Source organism: Humibacter albus DSM 18994 (assembly GCF_000421825.1).
In the GTDB taxonomy this organism is placed as follows: Bacteria; Actinomycetota; Actinomycetes; order Actinomycetales; family Microbacteriaceae; genus Humibacter; species Humibacter albus.
In genome coordinates this window covers 523,514-540,161 of the sequence record NZ_ATXT01000011.1, presented here as the reverse complement: position 1 = coordinate 540,161, position 16,648 = coordinate 523,514, and the positions used below count along the sequence as shown (strand labels likewise).

General features: G+C 68.2%; 16 protein-coding genes and 1 tRNA gene. 14 read left to right on the top strand and 3 right to left on the bottom strand.

The features are described from left to right. Positions 1-146: 146 nt before the first annotated feature. On the top strand, positions 147-2,930 hold the full coding sequence (locus tag H623_RS0103900) for an Rne/Rng family ribonuclease (protein WP_022899640.1): 2,784 nt from the start codon (positions 147-149) through the stop codon (positions 2,928-2,930). Between the two features lie 59 nt (positions 2,931-2,989). On the opposite strand, the gene H623_RS0103895 is transcribed toward H623_RS0103900, so the two are convergent. Beyond that, positions 2,990-3,262, bottom strand: a complete 273-nt coding sequence (locus H623_RS0103895; protein ID WP_022899639.1) for a DUF4031 domain-containing protein — start codon at positions 3,260-3,262, stop codon at positions 2,990-2,992. A gap of 290 nt (positions 3,263-3,552) precedes the next feature. Between H623_RS0103895 and rplU the strand changes: the two genes are divergently transcribed. The 7 genes from rplU to nadD all read left to right on the top strand — a co-directional run bounded on the left by rplU (position 3,553) and on the right by nadD (position 9,001). Beyond that, on the top strand, positions 3,553-3,861 hold the full coding sequence (gene rplU / locus H623_RS0103890; protein WP_022899638.1) for a 50S ribosomal protein L21: 309 nt from the start codon (positions 3,553-3,555) through the stop codon (positions 3,859-3,861). A gap of 21 nt (positions 3,862-3,882) precedes the next feature. Then, positions 3,883-4,137, top strand: a complete 255-nt coding sequence (gene rpmA, locus H623_RS0103885; protein ID WP_022899637.1) for a 50S ribosomal protein L27 — start codon at positions 3,883-3,885, stop codon at positions 4,135-4,137. A gap of 212 nt (positions 4,138-4,349) precedes the next feature. Beyond that, positions 4,350-5,864, top strand: coding sequence for a GTPase ObgE (gene obgE / locus H623_RS0103880; RefSeq protein ID WP_022899636.1), 1,515 nt, complete (start codon positions 4,350-4,352; stop codon positions 5,862-5,864). A 40-nt stretch (positions 5,865-5,904) separates the two neighbouring features. Continuing rightward, positions 5,905-6,720: a glutamate 5-kinase gene (gene proB, locus H623_RS0103875; protein ID WP_022899635.1), complete on the top strand. Its 816-nt coding sequence runs from the start codon at positions 5,905-5,907 to the stop codon at positions 6,718-6,720. A 9-nt stretch (positions 6,721-6,729) separates the two neighbouring features. Continuing rightward, positions 6,730-8,019, top strand: coding sequence for a glutamate-5-semialdehyde dehydrogenase (locus tag H623_RS0103870; protein WP_022899634.1), 1,290 nt, complete (start codon positions 6,730-6,732; stop codon positions 8,017-8,019). A 110-nt stretch (positions 8,020-8,129) separates the two neighbouring features. After that, on the top strand, positions 8,130-8,366 hold the full coding sequence (locus tag H623_RS0103865) for a 4-hydroxybenzoate polyprenyltransferase (RefSeq protein ID WP_022899633.1): 237 nt from the start codon (positions 8,130-8,132) through the stop codon (positions 8,364-8,366). Positions 8,367-8,377: 11 nt separating this feature from the next. After that, positions 8,378-9,001: a nicotinate-nucleotide adenylyltransferase gene (gene nadD / locus H623_RS0103860; RefSeq protein ID WP_022899632.1), complete on the top strand. Its 624-nt coding sequence runs from the start codon at positions 8,378-8,380 to the stop codon at positions 8,999-9,001. Positions 9,002-9,248: 247 nt separating this feature from the next. Here the strand turns inward: nadD and H623_RS0103855 are convergent, their stop codons facing one another. Next, positions 9,249-9,566, bottom strand: a complete 318-nt coding sequence (locus tag H623_RS0103855) for a hypothetical protein (RefSeq protein WP_022899631.1) — start codon at positions 9,564-9,566, stop codon at positions 9,249-9,251. 49 nt (positions 9,567-9,615) lie between these two features. On the opposite strand from H623_RS0103855, the gene H623_RS17625 reads away from it, so the two are divergent. The 4 genes from H623_RS17625 (at position 9,616) to H623_RS0103835 (ending at position 14,379) form a co-directional block, all read left to right on the top strand. Beyond that, positions 9,616-10,497: a hypothetical protein gene (locus H623_RS17625; RefSeq protein ID WP_022899630.1), complete on the top strand. Its 882-nt coding sequence runs from the start codon at positions 9,616-9,618 to the stop codon at positions 10,495-10,497. A 105-nt stretch (positions 10,498-10,602) separates the two neighbouring features. Continuing rightward, positions 10,603-10,977 carry a ribosome silencing factor gene (gene rsfS, locus H623_RS0103845; protein WP_022899629.1) on the top strand — a complete coding sequence of 125 codons (375 nt, stop codon included), beginning with the start codon at positions 10,603-10,605 and terminating at the stop codon, positions 10,975-10,977. Between the two features lie 78 nt (positions 10,978-11,055). Beyond that, positions 11,056-11,128: transfer RNA gene (locus H623_RS0103840), tRNA-Ala, on the top strand. 290 nt (positions 11,129-11,418) lie between these two features. Next, positions 11,419-14,379, top strand: a complete 2,961-nt coding sequence (locus H623_RS0103835; RefSeq protein WP_169514887.1) for an ATP-binding protein — start codon at positions 11,419-11,421, stop codon at positions 14,377-14,379. A gap of 48 nt (positions 14,380-14,427) precedes the next feature. Here H623_RS0103835 and H623_RS0103830 read toward each other — a convergent pair whose 3' ends face one another. Continuing rightward, positions 14,428-14,727, bottom strand: a complete 300-nt coding sequence (locus H623_RS0103830; protein WP_157560866.1) for a hypothetical protein — start codon at positions 14,725-14,727, stop codon at positions 14,428-14,430. Between the two features lie 77 nt (positions 14,728-14,804). Between H623_RS0103830 and H623_RS0103825 the strand changes: the two genes are divergently transcribed. Together H623_RS0103825 and H623_RS0103820 are read left to right on the top strand one after the other, a co-directional pair. After that, positions 14,805-15,542 carry a hypothetical protein gene (locus H623_RS0103825; RefSeq protein ID WP_022899626.1) on the top strand — a complete coding sequence of 246 codons (738 nt, stop codon included), beginning with the start codon at positions 14,805-14,807 and terminating at the stop codon, positions 15,540-15,542. Continuing rightward, positions 15,539-16,633 (top strand): hypothetical protein, encoded by a 1,095-nt coding sequence (locus H623_RS0103820; protein ID WP_022899625.1) that lies wholly within the window; start codon positions 15,539-15,541, stop codon positions 16,631-16,633. Before H623_RS0103825 ends, H623_RS0103820 begins: the two co-directional genes overlap by 4 nt. Positions 16,634-16,648 lie beyond the last annotated feature (15 nt).

Here is a 16,648-nt window from a genome sequence, read left to right as displayed (position 1 = left end):
ACAGGGGACACGAGAGTCCGTGTCCGGCGCGCATGCTTACGGTCGTCGAACCGAGGATTGGCGGGCCCGCGCACAGCGTGGCGCCTGCACGAGTACAGCCGTAGCGGGCGCGCGCGTGCGCCCCGCGGTCGAGGAGTGCACCAGCGATGGTGGAGAACGATCACAACACCGGAGACGAATCACGCAACACCGAGAGCAGCGCGCCGCGTAGGAGAGGCCGCCTGTTCGGCTCCCGCAGGGGAGCGCGCAAGGCGGAGGCCGCGGCATCCGCTGCCGTGACGCCGGACGACGCACATCCCGCCCAGGGCTCGGTCGCGTCGGCGAGCGACGCACCTGCCGTGGCTGCTTCGGACGCGACCACGGCGGAACCGTCGTCCGCGGCGCCATCGGATGCCGTCACGACGAGTTCTGATGGCGTCGTTGACACCGACGGCGCGCAGGAGAGCGCCGGGAACGCGCCCGCAGCCGTCGACGCGACGGCTGATGCGGCTGCTTCGTCGGTCCCGGCCGCGCACGCCGCGCATGCCCCCGGCCTGCCCAGCACGGCTCTGCTGTTCCAGGCGCCTCCGCAGCTGCCGCAGCTGCCGTCGACGCGGGAAGAGACACCGGAGCGTGAGGAGGCGTCCTCGTCGCGTCGGCGCACTCGCCGCCGCGGCTCTGGCGATTCCGCTCGCGACGACGAGCAGCCGAAGCGGCAACGGGAACCCGAGCTCATCACTGAACCGCAGAAGGTCAAGGGCTCCACCCGGCTCGAGGCGAAGAAGCAGCGCCGCCGCGACGGTCGCGACGCCGGACGTCGTCGTCCGGTGATCACCGAGGCGGAATTCCTCGCCCGACGCGAGTCCGTCGACCGCCAGATGGTGGTGCGCTCGAAGGACGGTCGCATCCAGATCGGCGTTCTCGAAGACGGCGTGCTCGTCGAGCACTACGTGGCGCGGGCGCAGGAGGCGTCGCTGATCGGCAACGTGTACCTCGGCCGGGTGCAGAACGTGCTGCCGAGCATGGAGGCCGCCTTCGTCGACATCGGTCGCGGTCGCAACGCCGTGCTCTATTCCGGCGAGGTCGACTGGGCCGCTGCGGAGACGGGCAACCAGCCTCGCCGCATCGAACTCGCGCTCAAACCAGGCGACAAGGTGCTCGTGCAGGTCACGAAGGACCCCGTCGGCCACAAGGGTGCACGCCTGACCAGCCAGGTGAGCCTGCCCGGCCGTTACCTCGTCTACGTGCCGAACGGGTCGATGAACGGCATCAGCCGCAAGCTGCCCGACATCGAACGGGCGCGTCTGAAGAAGATCCTCAAGGAGGTGCTTCCGGAGAACACCGGTGTGATCGTGCGCACCGCCGCCGAGGGCGCCACGGAGGACCAGCTCACCGTCGACGTGAACAGACTCACTGCCCAATGGGCGGACATCTCGAAGCAGGCCGAGTCGGGTCAGGCACCGGCGCTGCTGCACAGTGAGCCCGACCTGCTGATCAAGATCGTGCGGGATGTCTTCAACGAGGACTTCCAGAAGCTCATCATCGCGGGCGACGACGCTCGGTCCACGATCGAGACCTACCTGCGTCAGGTCGCCCCGGATCTGCTCGACCGGGTCGAAGCCTACGAGGGTGCTCGCGATGCTTTCGACGAGTACCGGGTCACCGAGCAGATCGAGAAGGCACTGGACCGCAAGGTCTGGCTGCCGTCCGGCGGCTCACTGGTCATCGACCGCACCGAAGCGATGACCGTGATCGACGTCAACACCGGAAAGTTCGTCGGTTCCGGCGGCAATCTGGAAGAGACCGTCACGAAGAACAACCTCGAGGCGGCAGAGGAGATCGTGCGTCAGCTTCGGCTGCGTGACATCGGCGGCATCATCGTCGTCGACTTCATCGACATGGTGCTCGAGTCGAACCGCGACCTCGTGCTTCGCCGTCTCGTCGAATGCCTCAGTCGCGATCGCACCAAGCACCAGGTGGCGGAGGTCACCTCGCTCGGCCTGGTGCAGATGACGCGCAAGAAGCTCGGCCTGGGACTGCTCGAGACGTTCAGCGAGCCCTGCGAGGTCTGCGCCGGCCGCGGCGTGGTCGTGCACCATGATCCGGTGACGCGTCACCGGGCACCGCAGGCGCCGGAGCGGCGACGCGGCGGCAAGGGCGGGGGAGCATCGGCGTCGTCTTCGGCATCGAATGGATCCGAGACGGCCGGATCACACAATGGCACCCACGCCATCACGGACGATGCCAAGAATGCGCTGGCACAGATTGCAGCGAGCACGCTGCACGCCCAGAGCGCGGATGTTCAGAACCCGGATGCCGCAAGCTCCGGTGCGCAGACTCCCGGAGCCCAGGCCTCCGCTTCCACCGGTCAGGCGGTCGATGTCGAGCAGGCAGCGGCATCCGCCGGTGAGCAGCTTCCGGCGTCCGTTGAAGACTCAGGAGCGCCCGATGGGGGCAAGCAGGATGTGCCGCGCACTCGCCGTGGCGGTCGCGGGCGCGGCGGTTCACGACGGTCGTCAGACTCTGCGCCTTTGCAGGCCGATGCTTCATCGACGGACGCTCCGTCGACGGCTGCGGTGACGGCCGGTGCACGCGCGCCCGAAGCAGCAGAAGGCGACGCTGCGGCACGTGACGCAGACCGGGGCGAGTCCGTGGCGGTGCGGGAACCGGGCCTGGAAGCCGCGGGGCCGACTGCCCGGGGCGAACGGCCGGCGGCATCCGTCGTGACGGAGGAGACGACGGCGACGCTGTCGATCCTGGACATTCCGGTCGCCCCGCGTGGCGAGTCGAAACCGAAGGTCGACCGCGTGCAGGCGCAGGAGCTGCTCGGATCGGTGCTCGATGCTCTCCCCGAACCGAAGCAGCCGGGGCAGGGTCGTTCGCGTCGTCGCGTGACCACGGCAGGCCTCACCGGCGGCACGATCGCCGGCGACGACTCGAAGGCGGGCTGACGGGCGTATTCCGCTCGGGCGGGGCCGGCCTGGGAACAGAGGGTCCGGCCTCGCCCCGGTCAGCGGCGTCGGCGCTGCGCCGCGGTGATGCGCAGCCCGCTGGCGCGAAGCCTGATCACGAGCTCGTGTCCCGTGACAGGGGTGGCGCCGTCGGCGACGAGCTCGTCGTGTCGTCGTTGCGGCACGTCGTAGTGGTCGAGGTCGAACGCTCGCGGCGGTACGTCGTGGGCCCGGGCGAAGTCGTGCAGCTCGGTCAGCGACGTGTCGCTGATGAGGTGCGACCAGAGCGTTCCGTGGTTCGGCCACATCGGGGTATCGATGAGAATGGCCATGCCGGCGAGTCTAGGACGTGTCCAGCGATGAGCCGGATCGTATCGAGCGAGCCGCGACGGCTCCGAAGCGTGGCGTAGGTCGAACGGTAACGCCGGAGGACGCGCCGGTCGCGCCCGGTTTGACCGACTTGTCGCCGGCCGGTAGACTCAATCCTTGGTGTGCGCCGTCTTATCGCGGCGATCGCCCTTTCGTTTTCTGGCTCGAACCCTTCTCCCACTTGGGGGCGTGACCAGCGAAAATCAACGTCAGTCTGGGACTGGTTCAGTCCCTCATCAGATAGGTACGAGTAGTGGTTTACGCAGTTGTGCGCGCCGGCGGTCGGCAGGAGAAGGTCGAGGTCGGCACCATCGTCACGATGGACCGCGTGAAGGCCGGCGAGAACGGCACCATCGAGCTCCCCGCGGTGCTCCTGGTCGACGGTGACAAGATCACCAGCGACGCCAAGGCGCTGGCGAAGGTGAGAGTCACGGCCGAGGTGCTCGGCGACCTTCGCGGGCCGAAGATCGTCATCCAGAAGTTCAAGAACAAGACCGGCTACAAGAAGCGCCAGGGCCACCGTCAGGAGCTCACGCGCGTCAAGGTCACCGGCATCAAGTAGCAAGCGCGAGGAGAGACACTCATGGCACACAAAAAGGGAGCGAGCTCCACTCGCAACGGCCGCGACTCGAACGCGCAGCGCCTCGGCGTCAAGCGCTTCGGCGGCCAGGTCGTGAACGCGGGCGAGATCATCGTCCGTCAGCGCGGCACGCACTTCCACCCGGGCGCGAACGTCGGTCGCGGTGGCGACGACACGCTGTTCGCCCTCGAGGCGGGCGCTGTCGAGTTCGGCACCAAGGGCGGCCGCAAGGTCGTCAACGTGGTGGCAGGCGGCTGACGACCGGGGTGACGGCAGAGCGCGCTCGCGGGCTCTGCCGAGCCGAGGGAATCAGTCGGGGCGCGAAGCGCGACCACTGACCTTTTCCTTTCGTGGAACACAGCCGATGGGCGGGCCTCGTGCCCGCCCATTCGCGTTCCCGTGGTTCGGGCCCGCCGGCTCAGTGAAATCGAAGACATGACGAGCCCGCACGTCGGGTGGTGAGGAGCAGCATGGCGACATTCGTCGACACCGTAACCCTGCACCTGCGCGCCGGGCACGGTGGCAACGGGTGCGTGTCGGTACGGCGCGAGAAGTTCAAGCCCCTCGCCGGTCCCGACGGGGGCAATGGCGGCCACGGTGGCGACATCGCGCTCGTCACGGATCCAGGAGTGACGACGCTGCTGGGCTACCACCGGCATCCGCACCGGAGCAGCGAGAACGGCGGCTTCGGCATGGGGGACCACCGCAGCGGTGCCACCGGGGCCGACCTCGAACTGACGGTTCCCGTCGGCACCGTCGTGAAGGATGCCTCGGGCGAGACTCTGATCGACCTGGACCAGCCCGGCATGCGCTTCGTTGTGGCTCCCGGGGGCCTGGGTGGGCTCGGGAACGCGGCGCTGGCCTCCCAGAAGCGCAAGGCGCCCGGATTCGCCTTGCTCGGCACGCCCGGCTGGGAGGGCGATGTCGTCCTCGAGTTGAAGACCGTCGCCGACGTGGCGCTCGTGGGCTACCCCTCCGCGGGCAAATCGAGCCTGGTGGCCGCGTTGTCGGCGGCGAAGCCGAAGATCGCGGACTACCCGTTCACGACGCTGCATCCGAACCTCGGAGTGGTGCAGGCCGGTGACGTGCGCTACACGATCGCGGACGTGCCCGGCCTCATCGAAGGCGCCAGCGAGGGCAAGGGGCTCGGGCTCGAGTTCCTCCGCCACGTCGAACGCTGCAGTGCTCTCCTGCACGTGCTCGACTGCGCCACGCTGGAACCCGGCCGCGACCCGATCAGCGATCTCGACGTCATCCTCGCCGAACTCGCGGCGTATCCGGTGCCCGACGGGCAGGCCCCGCTTCTGGAGCGCCCTCAGCTCATCGCTCTGAATAAGGTGGACGTCCCGGATGCCGCCGAGCTGGCCGCCTTCGTGCGTTCCGATCTCGAGGCACGCGGCTATCGAGTGTTCGAGATCTCCACGGTGAGCCATCTCGGGCTGCGCGAGCTCTCGTTCGCGCTGGCGCAACTCGTCGAGGACGCGCGACGTCGTGAGGCCGAGCGTGCGGAGGCCAAGCCTCGCATCGTCGTCCGTCCGCATGCCGTCGACGATGCGGGATTCGTCGTGCGCGTCGAGGGCGGGTCCGACGGGCCGGTGTATCGCATACTCGGCACGAAGCCGGAGCGCTGGGTGGCGCAGACCGACTTCGCCAACGACGAGGCCGTCGGCTTCCTCGCCGACAGGCTCGCCAAGCTGGGTGTCGAAGACGAGTTGGTGAAGGCGGGAGCCGTCGCAGGGTCTACCGTGGTCATCGGAGCCGGGAACGGCGTGGTCTTCGACTGGGAGCCCACGCTCACCTCCACGGCCGAACTGGTCACCTCGCCCCGCGGAACCGACGCGCGCCTGGACGGCAACAACAGGCCGACGCGCGGACAGCGTCGCGCGGAGTACCACGAGCGCATGGATGCGAAGTCCGAAGCGCGTGCCGAGCTGGTGCGCGAACGCGAGGCCGGGCTGTGGCACGACGACTCCGACGGCGAATAGAGGCCGCACGACGAACAGGAAGAGCGAGGACATCCCACCGATGGTGATCACCGATCGTGACCTGATCCCTGCCGCCCGGCGCATCGTCGTGAAAGTCGGGTCGTCATCGATCAGCGGGGACAACGCCCACCAGATCGGTCCTCTCGTGGATGCCCTCGCCCGCGCCCATGGTCGGGGAACCCAGGTCGTCCTGGTCTCCTCCGGCGCCATCGCCACGGGCATCCCGTATCTCTCGCTCACGGGGCGTCCGAGCGACCTCGCGACTCAGCAAGCTGCAGCGGCCGTGGGACAGAACGTGCTGATCTATCGCTACCAGGACAGCTTCGACCGTTACGACATCGTCGCCGGCCAGGTGCTGCTCACCGCGGGAGACATGGAGAATCCCACACACCGGTCGAACGCGAAGCGGGCCATGGAGCGCCTGCTCGATCTGCGCATCCTGCCCATCGTGAACGAGAACGACACGGTCGCCACGCACGAGATCCGGTTCGGCGACAATGACCGCCTGGCCTCCCTGGTGGCGACGTTGATCGGCGCCGACCTGCTCGTGCTGCTCTCGGACGTGGACGCGCTCTACACACGCCCACCGCACGAGCCGGGTGCGGAACCGATCGGCTTCGTCGCGGCCGACGACGAGCTGGCGGGTGTGGAGATCGGGCCGACGGGTCTCGCGGGCGTCGGAACCGGGGGAGCGGTGACGAAGGTATCGGCGGCACGTCATGCGGCATCTGCGGGCAGCGCGGTGCTGCTCACGTCCACCCAGCTGGTGGCCCGCGCCCTTGCGGGCGAGCGCGTCGGCACCTGGTTCGCACCCGTGGTGCGGGACGCCGGAACAGAGCTGCGCGCCACCTCATAAACTGAGGCCATGGTCAGCACCGTGCTCGAATCCGCGCCCGCGACGAGCGATGTCGCCGCGTTCACTCACAAGCTCGAGGCGGCGAAGAGCGCGGCGATCCCGCTCGCCACGGCCACGACCGAACGCAAGAACGATGCGCTCGAGCAGATCGCGCTCGCCCTCACCGAGAACGTCGGAGCGATCCTCTCCGCGAACGCCGACGACCTGGCGCGTGGACGCGAGAACGGCCTGTCGGCTGGGCTTCTGGACCGGCTGTCGCTCGACGAGAAGCGGGTTCGCGCGCTGGCGCGGGCCGTGCGCGATGTGATCGCGCTGCCCGATCCCGTCGGCACCTCGGTTCGCGGCAGTAGGTTGCCGAACGGCGTGAGCATCCAGCAGGTCCGGGTGCCCTTCGGCGTCGTCGGTGCCATCTACGAGGCTCGGCCGAATGTGACGGTCGACATCGCAGCGCTCGCCCTGAAGAGCGGGAACTGCGTCGTGCTGCGCGGCGGCCGGGCGGCGGAGTCGAGCAACCGCGTGCTCGTTCAGCTGATCCAGCAGGCCATAGCCGCCGCAGGAGTCTCCCCGGATGCCGTGCAGACGGTGGACGAGTTCGGTCGCGCAGGCGGCACAATGCTCATGCAGGCTCGGGGCCTCGTCGACGTGCTCATCCCGCGGGGAAGCGCGGATCTCATTCGCACAGTGGTCGAGTCGTCGACGGTCCCTGTGATCGAGACCGGTGCGGGCGTCGTGCACATCGTGCTCGACGCGAGCGCGAAGGAGCAGTGGGCCGTCGACATCGTGCGCAATGCCAAGGTGCAGCGTCCGAGCGTGTGCAACGCGGTCGAGACGGTCCTCGTGCACCGAGACGCGGCATCCCGGCTGCTGCCACCCGTGCTCTCGGCGCTGCGCGCGGACGGGGTCACCGTGCACGCGGACGCGCGCGCCAGGGCGATTTTCTCGGACTCTGTCCCGGTCGCGGACGAGGACTGGGCGACGGAACACATGAGCCTCGATGTCTCGGTGGGCGTCGTCGACTCTCTCGACGAGGCGATCGCGCACATCCGCCGCTATTCCACGAAGCACACCGAGTCGATCATCACGGACGACCTGGGGAACGCGGAGCGGTTTCTGGCCGAGGTCGATTCGGCAGTCGTGATGGTGAATGCATCGACACGGTTCACGGACGGCGGGGAATTCGGGTTCGGCGCGGAGGTCGGCATCTCGACGCAGAAGCTCCACGCCCGCGGGCCGATGGGCCTGCCTGAGCTCACCAGCACGAAGTGGATCGTGCGCGGCACCGGCCAGGCGCGCGAGTAGCCGCGCATGCGCACGCCGCCACCGGCGGCCGCGCCGCACGGGGCCGCAGGGCGAAGCGCTTTCATGGGTAAACTGGAGACCTGGCATCCGCCGCGAAAGGAAAGAGTCGCATGTCGATCGTTGCAGCAGCCATCGCCGAGGGCACTTCGAGTGCGTACACCGTGCAGCCCTGGGTTCTCGGCATCGTCGTGCTGTGCGTGTTCACGGCTCTCGCCTTCGTGACCTGGACCTATCGTGACGTGGCGAACCGCCACAGCCACAAGGCCGACCCGGATGCCGCCCAGCACGCGGGCGCACCCGGTGCGTATCACCACGGCAGTGGACACCCCGGTCCCGAGGAACACTGAGCCGCCTTCGCATGCGGCCGTCAGCGCTCTCGGGGGAGCCGTCCGGGCAGCGTCGCCAACGCGTCGGTGTCATGGGCGGAACGTTCGACCCCATTCACAACGGCCACCTGGTTGCCGCGAGCGAGGTCGCCCAGTCGTTCGATCTCGATGAGGTCGTGTTCGTGCCGACGGGACAACCGTGGCAGAAGGGCGACGTCACCGAAGCGGAGCACCGCTATCTGATGACCGTGATCGCTACGGCATCGAACCCGAGGTTCACGGTGAGCCGCGTCGACATCGATCGAGAGGGCGCGACCTACACGATCGACACGCTCCGCGATCTGCAAGTGGCTCGACCCGACGCCGACCTCTTCTTCATCACGGGAGCCGACGCCATCGCGCAGATCCTGAGCTGGCGCGACGCGGAGGAGCTCTGGAAACTCGCGCACTTCGTCGCTGTGAGTCGACCGGGACATCTGTTGGAAGTGACGGGTTTACCCAACGGCGACGTAAGCTTGTTGGAGGTTCCGGCATTGGCGATCTCGTCGACCGACTGTAGGAGCCGTGTCAGCAGGGGTTTCCCTGTCTGGTATCTCGTACCCGATGGAGTTGTCCAGTACATCTCCAAGCATCACCTTTACCGGAGTGTGGCATGACGTCGTGGCAAGACCAGCCGCCACTGACGCGGCGACAGGCACGAGAGAATCAGCGCGCCGCTGAGCGCGAAGGTTCTCCGGCAGCAGACGGACAGTCTGTGTCGCGCCGTGCGGCGACTGTCGCGCCGACTCGTGCGGGCGAGGTTCCTCAGGTCGCCACTCCCTATTCCTTCGCCTCAGCACAGCGTGAGGTCTCGCCCGAGACGGGCCGACGGGATGGTCCGCCCACGCGGCCCCGCACCCCCCGTTACGAGGAACTCTCCTTCGACAGCCTGTTGGCGGCATCCCACGCGGGTGGCCCGGCGAACAGCGCGGTGCCGTCGGACCGCGCGACAGCGCCGGTGGTCGCACCCGTCTCGTACACGCCGCCGCTCCCGACAGCGGAGGCACGCGAGGTGGAACCCGCTGCGTCCCCCGCGGCGCCGTTCGGCAGCGCGACCGCGGCCGAGCCGCGTGAGCGACCGGCAGAGAACCCTTGGAGTCCGCCCTCGGCATTCTCGAACGAACGAACGAACGATGCCGCGCCGAAGCCGGCTTCCGCCGCGCATACACCCGCATCGGGCATGGCGATTGCGCCCGACGGCCACCCCTTGACCCGCCGCGAGCTTCGAGCGATGCAGCAGGCTCAGGCGGCAGCGGAGCTCTCCGAGAGCTCGTCGCCTTCGGCTGCCGTGCAGCAGACCGCAGTCGGCGAGGCTCGATCGGTTCCCTTCGCGCCTGTCGTCCCGGCAGCACCGAACGACGCGGCCCTGCCCACGACGTCGCAGCCCGAGACGGCACGGGATGCGGTAAGCGAGACCGCTCACCGCATCGTGCCGCCGGCCGCACCCGCCTCCCGCGGCGAGGACGCGACTCCGATCCGTGCGGTGCCGGCATCAGCGGCAGCGACCGCTGTGGCGTCCACGCCCCTCCCGGGCGGACCGAGTTCGACCCCGGCCGCCGGTGGAGGCCGGAGTGATGGCAGCTCAACCGGAGCAGCGAACGTGCCGGGACCGGCCACGGACCCTCAGTTGCGTGCCCGCGCGGGCGGCCACTGGTCGACGATGGACGACGATGGCGGGTCTGCGACCGGTGTCGCGACACCTCGATCGGCGGTGTCGACGGGCACCGTGACGACGGCGAACGCGCTGATCCTGCCCTCGGTTCCGATCAGCGGGCTTTCGGGATCGCCGCTGACGAGTACCGGCGAGGTGATCGTCACGGGGTCGATCGACCTGCCGCGTTCCTTGGGAGCGACGGGACAGCATCCGGATCACTTCGATTCGTCGGACATCGACCGGCTGTTCGAGGAGACCGACGCCGGCCCCGCGACGTCGACCGTGGCGCCGGTGCGTGCGAGCAAGGCAGTGGCGACGCACACGTCGACGCGCGGCATGATCGCACCGCCGAAGGCCCGCGGGAACAAGCTTCCCGTCGTGTTGGCCGTGACTGCCGCTTTCCTTGCACTGGGTGTGGCCGCGCTGCTCGTCGCAGGCTACGTCTTCCATGCGTTCTGATTCTTTCCGCGCGCGTCCCGCCGGTGCGCGACGCCTGTTCGTCGGGTGCACTGTGGTGCACTCGCCCATGCTCTTCTTCCCCGATACCTCCGAGGTGACATCCGTATGACCGCGTCCGCACGCGCGCGCGAACTGCTTCAAGTGGCCACCGAGGCCGCCGACGCGAAGGCGGCGACCGATCTCGTGGCGTTGGACGTGTCGAGCCCGCTCCCGTTCGTCGACATCTTCCTGTTGGCATCCGGGAACTCCGAGCGCAACGTGATCGCGATCGCCGGCGAGGTCGAAGATCGGTTGAACGAGGCGGGCATCAAGACGCTGCGACGCGAGGGACGTTCGGAGGGTCGCTGGATTCTGCTCGACTTCGGTGACCTGGTCGTGCACGTGTTCCACCAGGAGGATCGCACGTACTACTCTCTGGAACGTCTCTGGAAGGACTGCCCGACGGTGCCGTTCGAACTGCCCGTCGGGAGCGAGGCCTGAGCGCCCCTCGATTCGTGACCGCGGGTGCGGATGTAGTACTCTGATGAGGTTGCTCCGCATGGCGGAGTGAGCGTTCAAGGGTCTGTGGCGCAGCTGGTAGCGCACCTGCATGGCATGCAGGGGGTCAGGGGTTCGAGTCCCCTCAGATCCACGTAAATTCGACTGTTCGAACCTTGCCTCGCGTGATCGCGGGCAAGGTTTTTTCGTTGCTCAGGTGGGCGCCCGAGACCGAGGCCTTGGACTTATCGGCCAGAACGAGTGGACGGTTTCGGGCGCGCCGTATTCAGCTCGCTCAGCCGTTGCGTGCTCCGAGGCGTTCTTCCGGTGAGAACCAGCCGCTTCGGGTCGGTGAGGAGCGCTCCCGGGTGCCCGGCGCGTCGGCCGGCAATGGCTCAGCGACAACGCGGTGCGGCTGCGCCCGAGCGCGGTTACGCTTTGTGCGTGGAGCGTTCGGGGTCCGCCGGCGGCCGGGGGAATGTGGTGTATCTCCCGGGGTTCCGCTTCGAGCCGAACAGCGGTCGACTGTGGCGTTCTGACACCGAAGTGGCATTGCGCTCGAAGACCGCAGCTGTGTTGTCGGTTTTGGTCGCGCATCCAGACCAGGTGGTCAGCCGACGTGAACTACTGGACGCGGTCTGGCCGGAGGGATTCGTCGGCGATGCGGCGTTGTCGGGGTGCGTGAACGAGCTGCGGCGGCTGTTCGACGACGATCCAGCCCACCCACGGTTCGTGGCGACGGCGCACCGACGGGGTTACCGCCTGATCGCGGACGTGACGACGTCACCACCGCGCGTCGTGCCGCCGCGCCTGTTCGTGGGGCGAGAGTCGGAGCTCGCGACGCTGGAGAGCTGGTGGTCGGACGCTTCTGCCGGCGGTCCGCGCGTCGGGTTCGTCACCGGGGCGGCGGGCACGGGGAAGACCGCTGTCGTCGACCGGTTCATGTCGGGCCCGGAGTGTCTGGTGGGCTGGGGGCAGTGTGTGGAGCAATTCGGCGCGGGCGAGGCGTATCTGCCCGTGCTGCAGGCATGGGGCGGACTGGCTCGCGGACCGGGGGCCGGCCTGGTGCTCGAGGTGTTGCGCGATTGCGCGCCGAGCTGGCTCGCTCAGTTGCCCGGGCTCGACAGCGCGGAATCGGACCGTGGGGAGGCCTTTCGTGGAGTGTCTGCCGCACGGATGATGCGCGAGTTCGCCGTCGCGGTGGAGACCTTGAGTGCGAAACGTCCGTTGCTGCTGGTCCTGGAAGATCTGCATGAAGCGGATCGACCGACCGCCGAGTTGATCGGCTACGTGGCGCGGCGACGCGAGGTGGCGCGCCTGCTGATCGTGGGCACGTACCGCCCGGCGCAGGTCATCGCCCGAGAGCATCCGCTGGTGCAGGTGGTGGCCGAATTGCGCTCGCGGAGACTCTGCCGTCAGCTGACGCTGGAGCTGCTGTCCGTCGACGAGGTCGCGGAATATCTGTCGGCACGGTTGGCGCCGCGGTTACCATCGCCGGAATTGATCGCGGATGTCTACCAACGCACCGAAGGCAACGCACTGTTCGTGGTCGCGGTGACCGACTTCCTTATCGGGCACGACCTGCTCATCGACGATGCCGAGCACGTCGGCGTGCGAGCCAGGGACAGATTGGCACTTCTGGGCGTGCCGGACACGGTTCGCGACATGCTCGAGCGCCAAGTCGATGCACTGGATGACACAGACCGACGCCTCCTCACCGTGGCTGCGGCGGTGGGAAGCGAGTTCACGGTGGAGGCGGTCCGAGCCGGACTGGCGGGACAAGCGTCGGTCAGCGCCGCGCATGTGGAGGAGCGCTGCGCGCGGATCGCCGGCGCGCACGCTCTGCTGCGCCCCGCCGGAGAGGCGCAGTGGCCCGACGGCACGCTCACGGGCCGGTACCGCTTCGCACACGAGATGTACCGGGAGGTGTTCTACGAGCGACTCGGCCCCGCGCGCCGTGCCGAGGTGCATCACGGCATCGCGGCCCGCGTGGCCGCCGGCTTCGCGTCCAGCCCGGTACAGGTCGCGGGCGAACTGGGAATGCACTACGAACGGGGTCGCGATTACCCGGCTGCCGCGAACCAACTCATCCTCGCCGCGACGGGCGCACTCGGCCGCTCCTCGTACCCCGAGGCGCTGGCCCACACGACGAAAGTGCTGGAGATGCTGGATCGTGTGCCGGAGCCGGCAGAGCGCTCGCGAGTGGAACTCGCAGCACGCCGTGTTCAGACGGTGGCCGCCGCCGCGACCTGGGGATGGCGCGAGCCGCGCTATTACGAAGGCTGCCTGCGGCTGCGCGCACTGGCGGTCGAGAACGGGGACGACCGAGCACTGCTCACGGCGGTGGTCGGACTTCACAACGCCGCGATGATGGACGGCGATGGCGACGCCATGCTGCGGTATGTGCAGGAGGTCGATGCGCTCGTCGAGCGCGATCCAGACCCTGTGGTCCGCCTCGTCGACGATCTTCTGCACATGCGCTCGGACAGCCGAAACGGACGGCATGCCCTGATCCGGGAACGCGCCGAGCGGATGCTCCGTACGTATCGGCCGAGCGAGCATCGCCAACTCGCTCTGCTCGTCGGAGAAGAGTTCGATGTCGCCGCGCACCTGTACGGCGCCGTTGCGCTCTGGCACCTCGGCTATCCGGACCAGGCCCGGCTGCACGCCGCCGCGGCGCTGGAGGAGGCTCGCGCCCAGGAGATTCCGGCCGGACTGGCCAGGGCGCTGTGGTTCGCCGCGACGGTGTACCTGCTGTGCGGCGAGGCGGAGCGGGTACGCGAGCTCGCCGAAGAGCTGCAGGCGATCAGCGTCAAGCACGAGCTGCCGCTCTGGCGTGCGGGGAGCGCCATCATCGCGGGCTGGGCGGCCGCGACGCTCGGCGATCTCGGAGGCGGGCTCGCGCGCATCCAGGACGGCATGGAGAGATGGATGAGCCTTGCCGGTATCGGTGACACCCTGTTCCGGTGTCTGATGGCCGAGATCTGCCTCGTCGCCGGGGAGGTCGGGGCGGGGCTCGACGCGGTGCAGTCCGGTCTGGATGCCATCGAACGGACCGGTTATCTGCAGGGCGAACCCGAGCTGCTGAGGCTGCGCGGCGAACTGCTGCTGGCCGGAGCCGAAGCCTCGGGAGAGGCCGACCGCCCCACGACGACCGCGTACGCCGAGCAGGCACTCGAGCGTGCGTACCGGGTTGCGGCCGGCCGGCCGGAACGCTCGTTCCAATTGCGCGCCGCCACCAGCCTGGCTCGGCGGTGGCGTGAGACGGGCAGGAGCGGAGAGGCCCGCGCACTGCTCTCGAAGGTCTACGCGTGGTTCACCGAGGGCCAGGACACGCGGGACCTGGCGCTCGCCCGGGACCTGCTCGAGTCCCTTTCCGAGCAGGCCCAGCCGGAACTTCCGTAGAACTTCGGAGAACTTTCGAAGGACTTGCGCTCGGCCTCCGCCCTACCGTCAGAACGTCATGGCAACCGGCTCATGGGTGCGGAGCGAACGATGAGCAGTGAATCCGCTGCCGAGCGGAAGCGAGACGGCACCGTCGGCCTCCCCGCCGATCGTGCCTTCGTCGTCCAGCTCCGCCGGCCTGCGCGGAGCGGAACGGGGGCTGTGTGGGCTGGTCGTGTCGAGCACGTGGTCAGTGGCAGGTCTGCGCGTTTCGACGGATGCGACGAGCTGCGCAGGTTCGTGGAGGAACTGCTGGCCCCAGAACCGGGCTCGTCGACGGGAGAGGAACCGACATGAGTAGGCGGTCACGGATGACACCGCCGGCCGGGCGCCGAGACGGCGGGGCCGACCCTCGTCTCAGAAGGCGGGCTGCCGCGCGTCTGGCCGTGGTCGCTGTCGTCGTCGCGCTTCTCACCGGGTGCACCGCCGCCGGCATCCACAATGTGGCTGCGACGTCGACTCCGTCCGCCGGGCGGTCCGCATCGACTGGCCGGTTCGGCGCCACCGGCGGCGACAGCCTGTCGAGCATCAACGTGGTGCCGGCATCCGACAAAGCCCGCCAGGCGAACCTGATGAGCACGCTGTGCAACGACCCCATCGCCAACATCACCTGCGCGTTCGCCCCGACCAGTGTGCCGGTGCCGGTGCTCGGCAAACTCAGGCTGCTGTCCCCGATTGAGGCATGTGCGGCCGGCGGCAAGAAGGTCTCGACGTCTCAGACGACGGAAGAGAGCGACACCTTGGGAGTGAGCGTGTCCGTGGAGCTCGGCAAGGTCGTCAAGCAGGCGGTGGAGGCGTCGTACAGCGTCACCTGGAGCAGCAGCAACACGACCAAGGTGGAAGACGAGATGGAATTGCCGGACCACACCGAGGGATTCGCCTACCGGGCAGCTCCGCTGCTGAGAGCCACAGGCGACCTGACGATCCGCGAGGCGGGTGCCACGGTGCCCGGCGCGAATGGACCGCAATGGTACGTCTACGAGCTGACGGGCGTCACCTTCGATGCGCCGGACACCTCACCGACGGCCCACGGTGTCCTGGAGTTCGCGTCCCGGCCGATGACGGCGAAGGAGAGGTCGGGCTGCGTAAGCCGAACCCGCAGCACGAAGGGCGGCACGAAGTGACGATTCTGAGCGGACGAGTCTGGGCGGCCGTAGGAGCGCTCGTGCTGGCGGGAGCGATGCTGGCCGTGCCGCACGGTCCGGCGGCAGCCGCGCAAACCACCAGCCCCGATAGGTTCAGCGTGCGGAACCTGACCGATCAGCCGTTGATCACCACGCAGGTGCGGGTCGCGACCGACAAGGCGGGGAATCAGGACCAGGGCTGGAGCCATACGTTCGGCGACGAGTTCCCCTATCCGGGCCAGACCATCCAACCCGGGCAGATCATCTACTTCCAGCTCGCGGTCAACTACAACGGCCCCGCGGGGCAGGTCACTCCGAGCAGCACCACGATCGACTACACGATCGGGGCCGGCGGTCCGGCCGTGCACGTCTCGGCGTATCAGAACGGCAAGGGCTGGCCATCACATGAGACCTCCTTCGGCTGCGTCAGTGACGACGCGGCGTGGACCTGCAGCCACGATGCGCACGGCGCGGACGTGACCGATGCGACCAAGCAGACCAAGGTGGTGACCGACAAGCAACAACAGCTCGAACTGGTGAACAAGCTCTGTCAGCTCGGGAACGCCAACGTGAGTTGCACGTTCGACCCGAAGCCGACACTGACGACGACCATGATGCCGTACGTGACGGTCGGCGATGTCCAGTACAACTACACAGAGGAGAACAGCAAGCACACCTGGGCACAGGAATGGGACAACGGCACGACGATGGAAGTCGGTGGCTCGTACTCCCCGGTCGATATCGAAGTCCAAGACGTGATCAAGGTCGAGGTGAAGGTCACTTTCGACCATGAATGGGGCACAAGCAACTCTTCCGAGATCGAGAACTTCGTCTATGTGCCTCCGGACTACTCCGGCTGGATCGAAGCGGAGATCCCGGCGTGGCAACTCACCGGCAATCTGCACATCGTGCTCGGCAACGAGACGTGGACGCTTCCGGAGGTCACCTTCACGACGCCGGCGCCTCCCACGGGTACCTGCCCGGGCCAGGTCGACGGCAGCAAGGCCGGCTTCTGCTGGACACCGCGTACGCAGAAGAGGCCGATCGACCTGTCGAAGAACCCGCCCCCATCGACACCACCGACCTCGTAGGATCGCGTGCCGCAC

Coding starts and splice junctions, on each gene's coding strand:
- obgE (WP_022899636.1), top strand. CDS start 4,350: ATGGCGACATTCGTCGACACCGTAACCCTGCACCTGCGCGCCGGGCAC.
- proB (WP_022899635.1), top strand. CDS start 5,905: ATGGTGATCACCGATCGTGACCTGATCCCTGCCGCCCGGCGCATCGTC.
- H623_RS0103855 (WP_022899631.1), bottom strand. CDS start 9,566: ATGCCCGATGCGGGTGTATGCGCGGCGGAAGCCGGCTTCGGCGCGGCA.
- H623_RS0103865 (WP_022899633.1), top strand. CDS start 8,130: ATGTCGATCGTTGCAGCAGCCATCGCCGAGGGCACTTCGAGTGCGTAC.
- H623_RS0103900 (WP_022899640.1), top strand. CDS start 147: ATGGTGGAGAACGATCACAACACCGGAGACGAATCACGCAACACCGAG.
- H623_RS0103895 (WP_022899639.1), bottom strand. CDS start 3,262: ATGGCCATTCTCATCGATACCCCGATGTGGCCGAACCACGGAACGCTC.
- rpmA (WP_022899637.1), top strand. CDS start 3,883: ATGGCACACAAAAAGGGAGCGAGCTCCACTCGCAACGGCCGCGACTCG.
- nadD (WP_022899632.1), top strand. CDS start 8,378: ATGCGGCCGTCAGCGCTCTCGGGGGAGCCGTCCGGGCAGCGTCGCCAA.
- H623_RS0103870 (WP_022899634.1), top strand. CDS start 6,730: ATGGTCAGCACCGTGCTCGAATCCGCGCCCGCGACGAGCGATGTCGCC.
- H623_RS17625 (WP_022899630.1), top strand. CDS start 9,616: ATGCAGCAGGCTCAGGCGGCAGCGGAGCTCTCCGAGAGCTCGTCGCCT.
- rsfS (WP_022899629.1), top strand. CDS start 10,603: ATGACCGCGTCCGCACGCGCGCGCGAACTGCTTCAAGTGGCCACCGAG.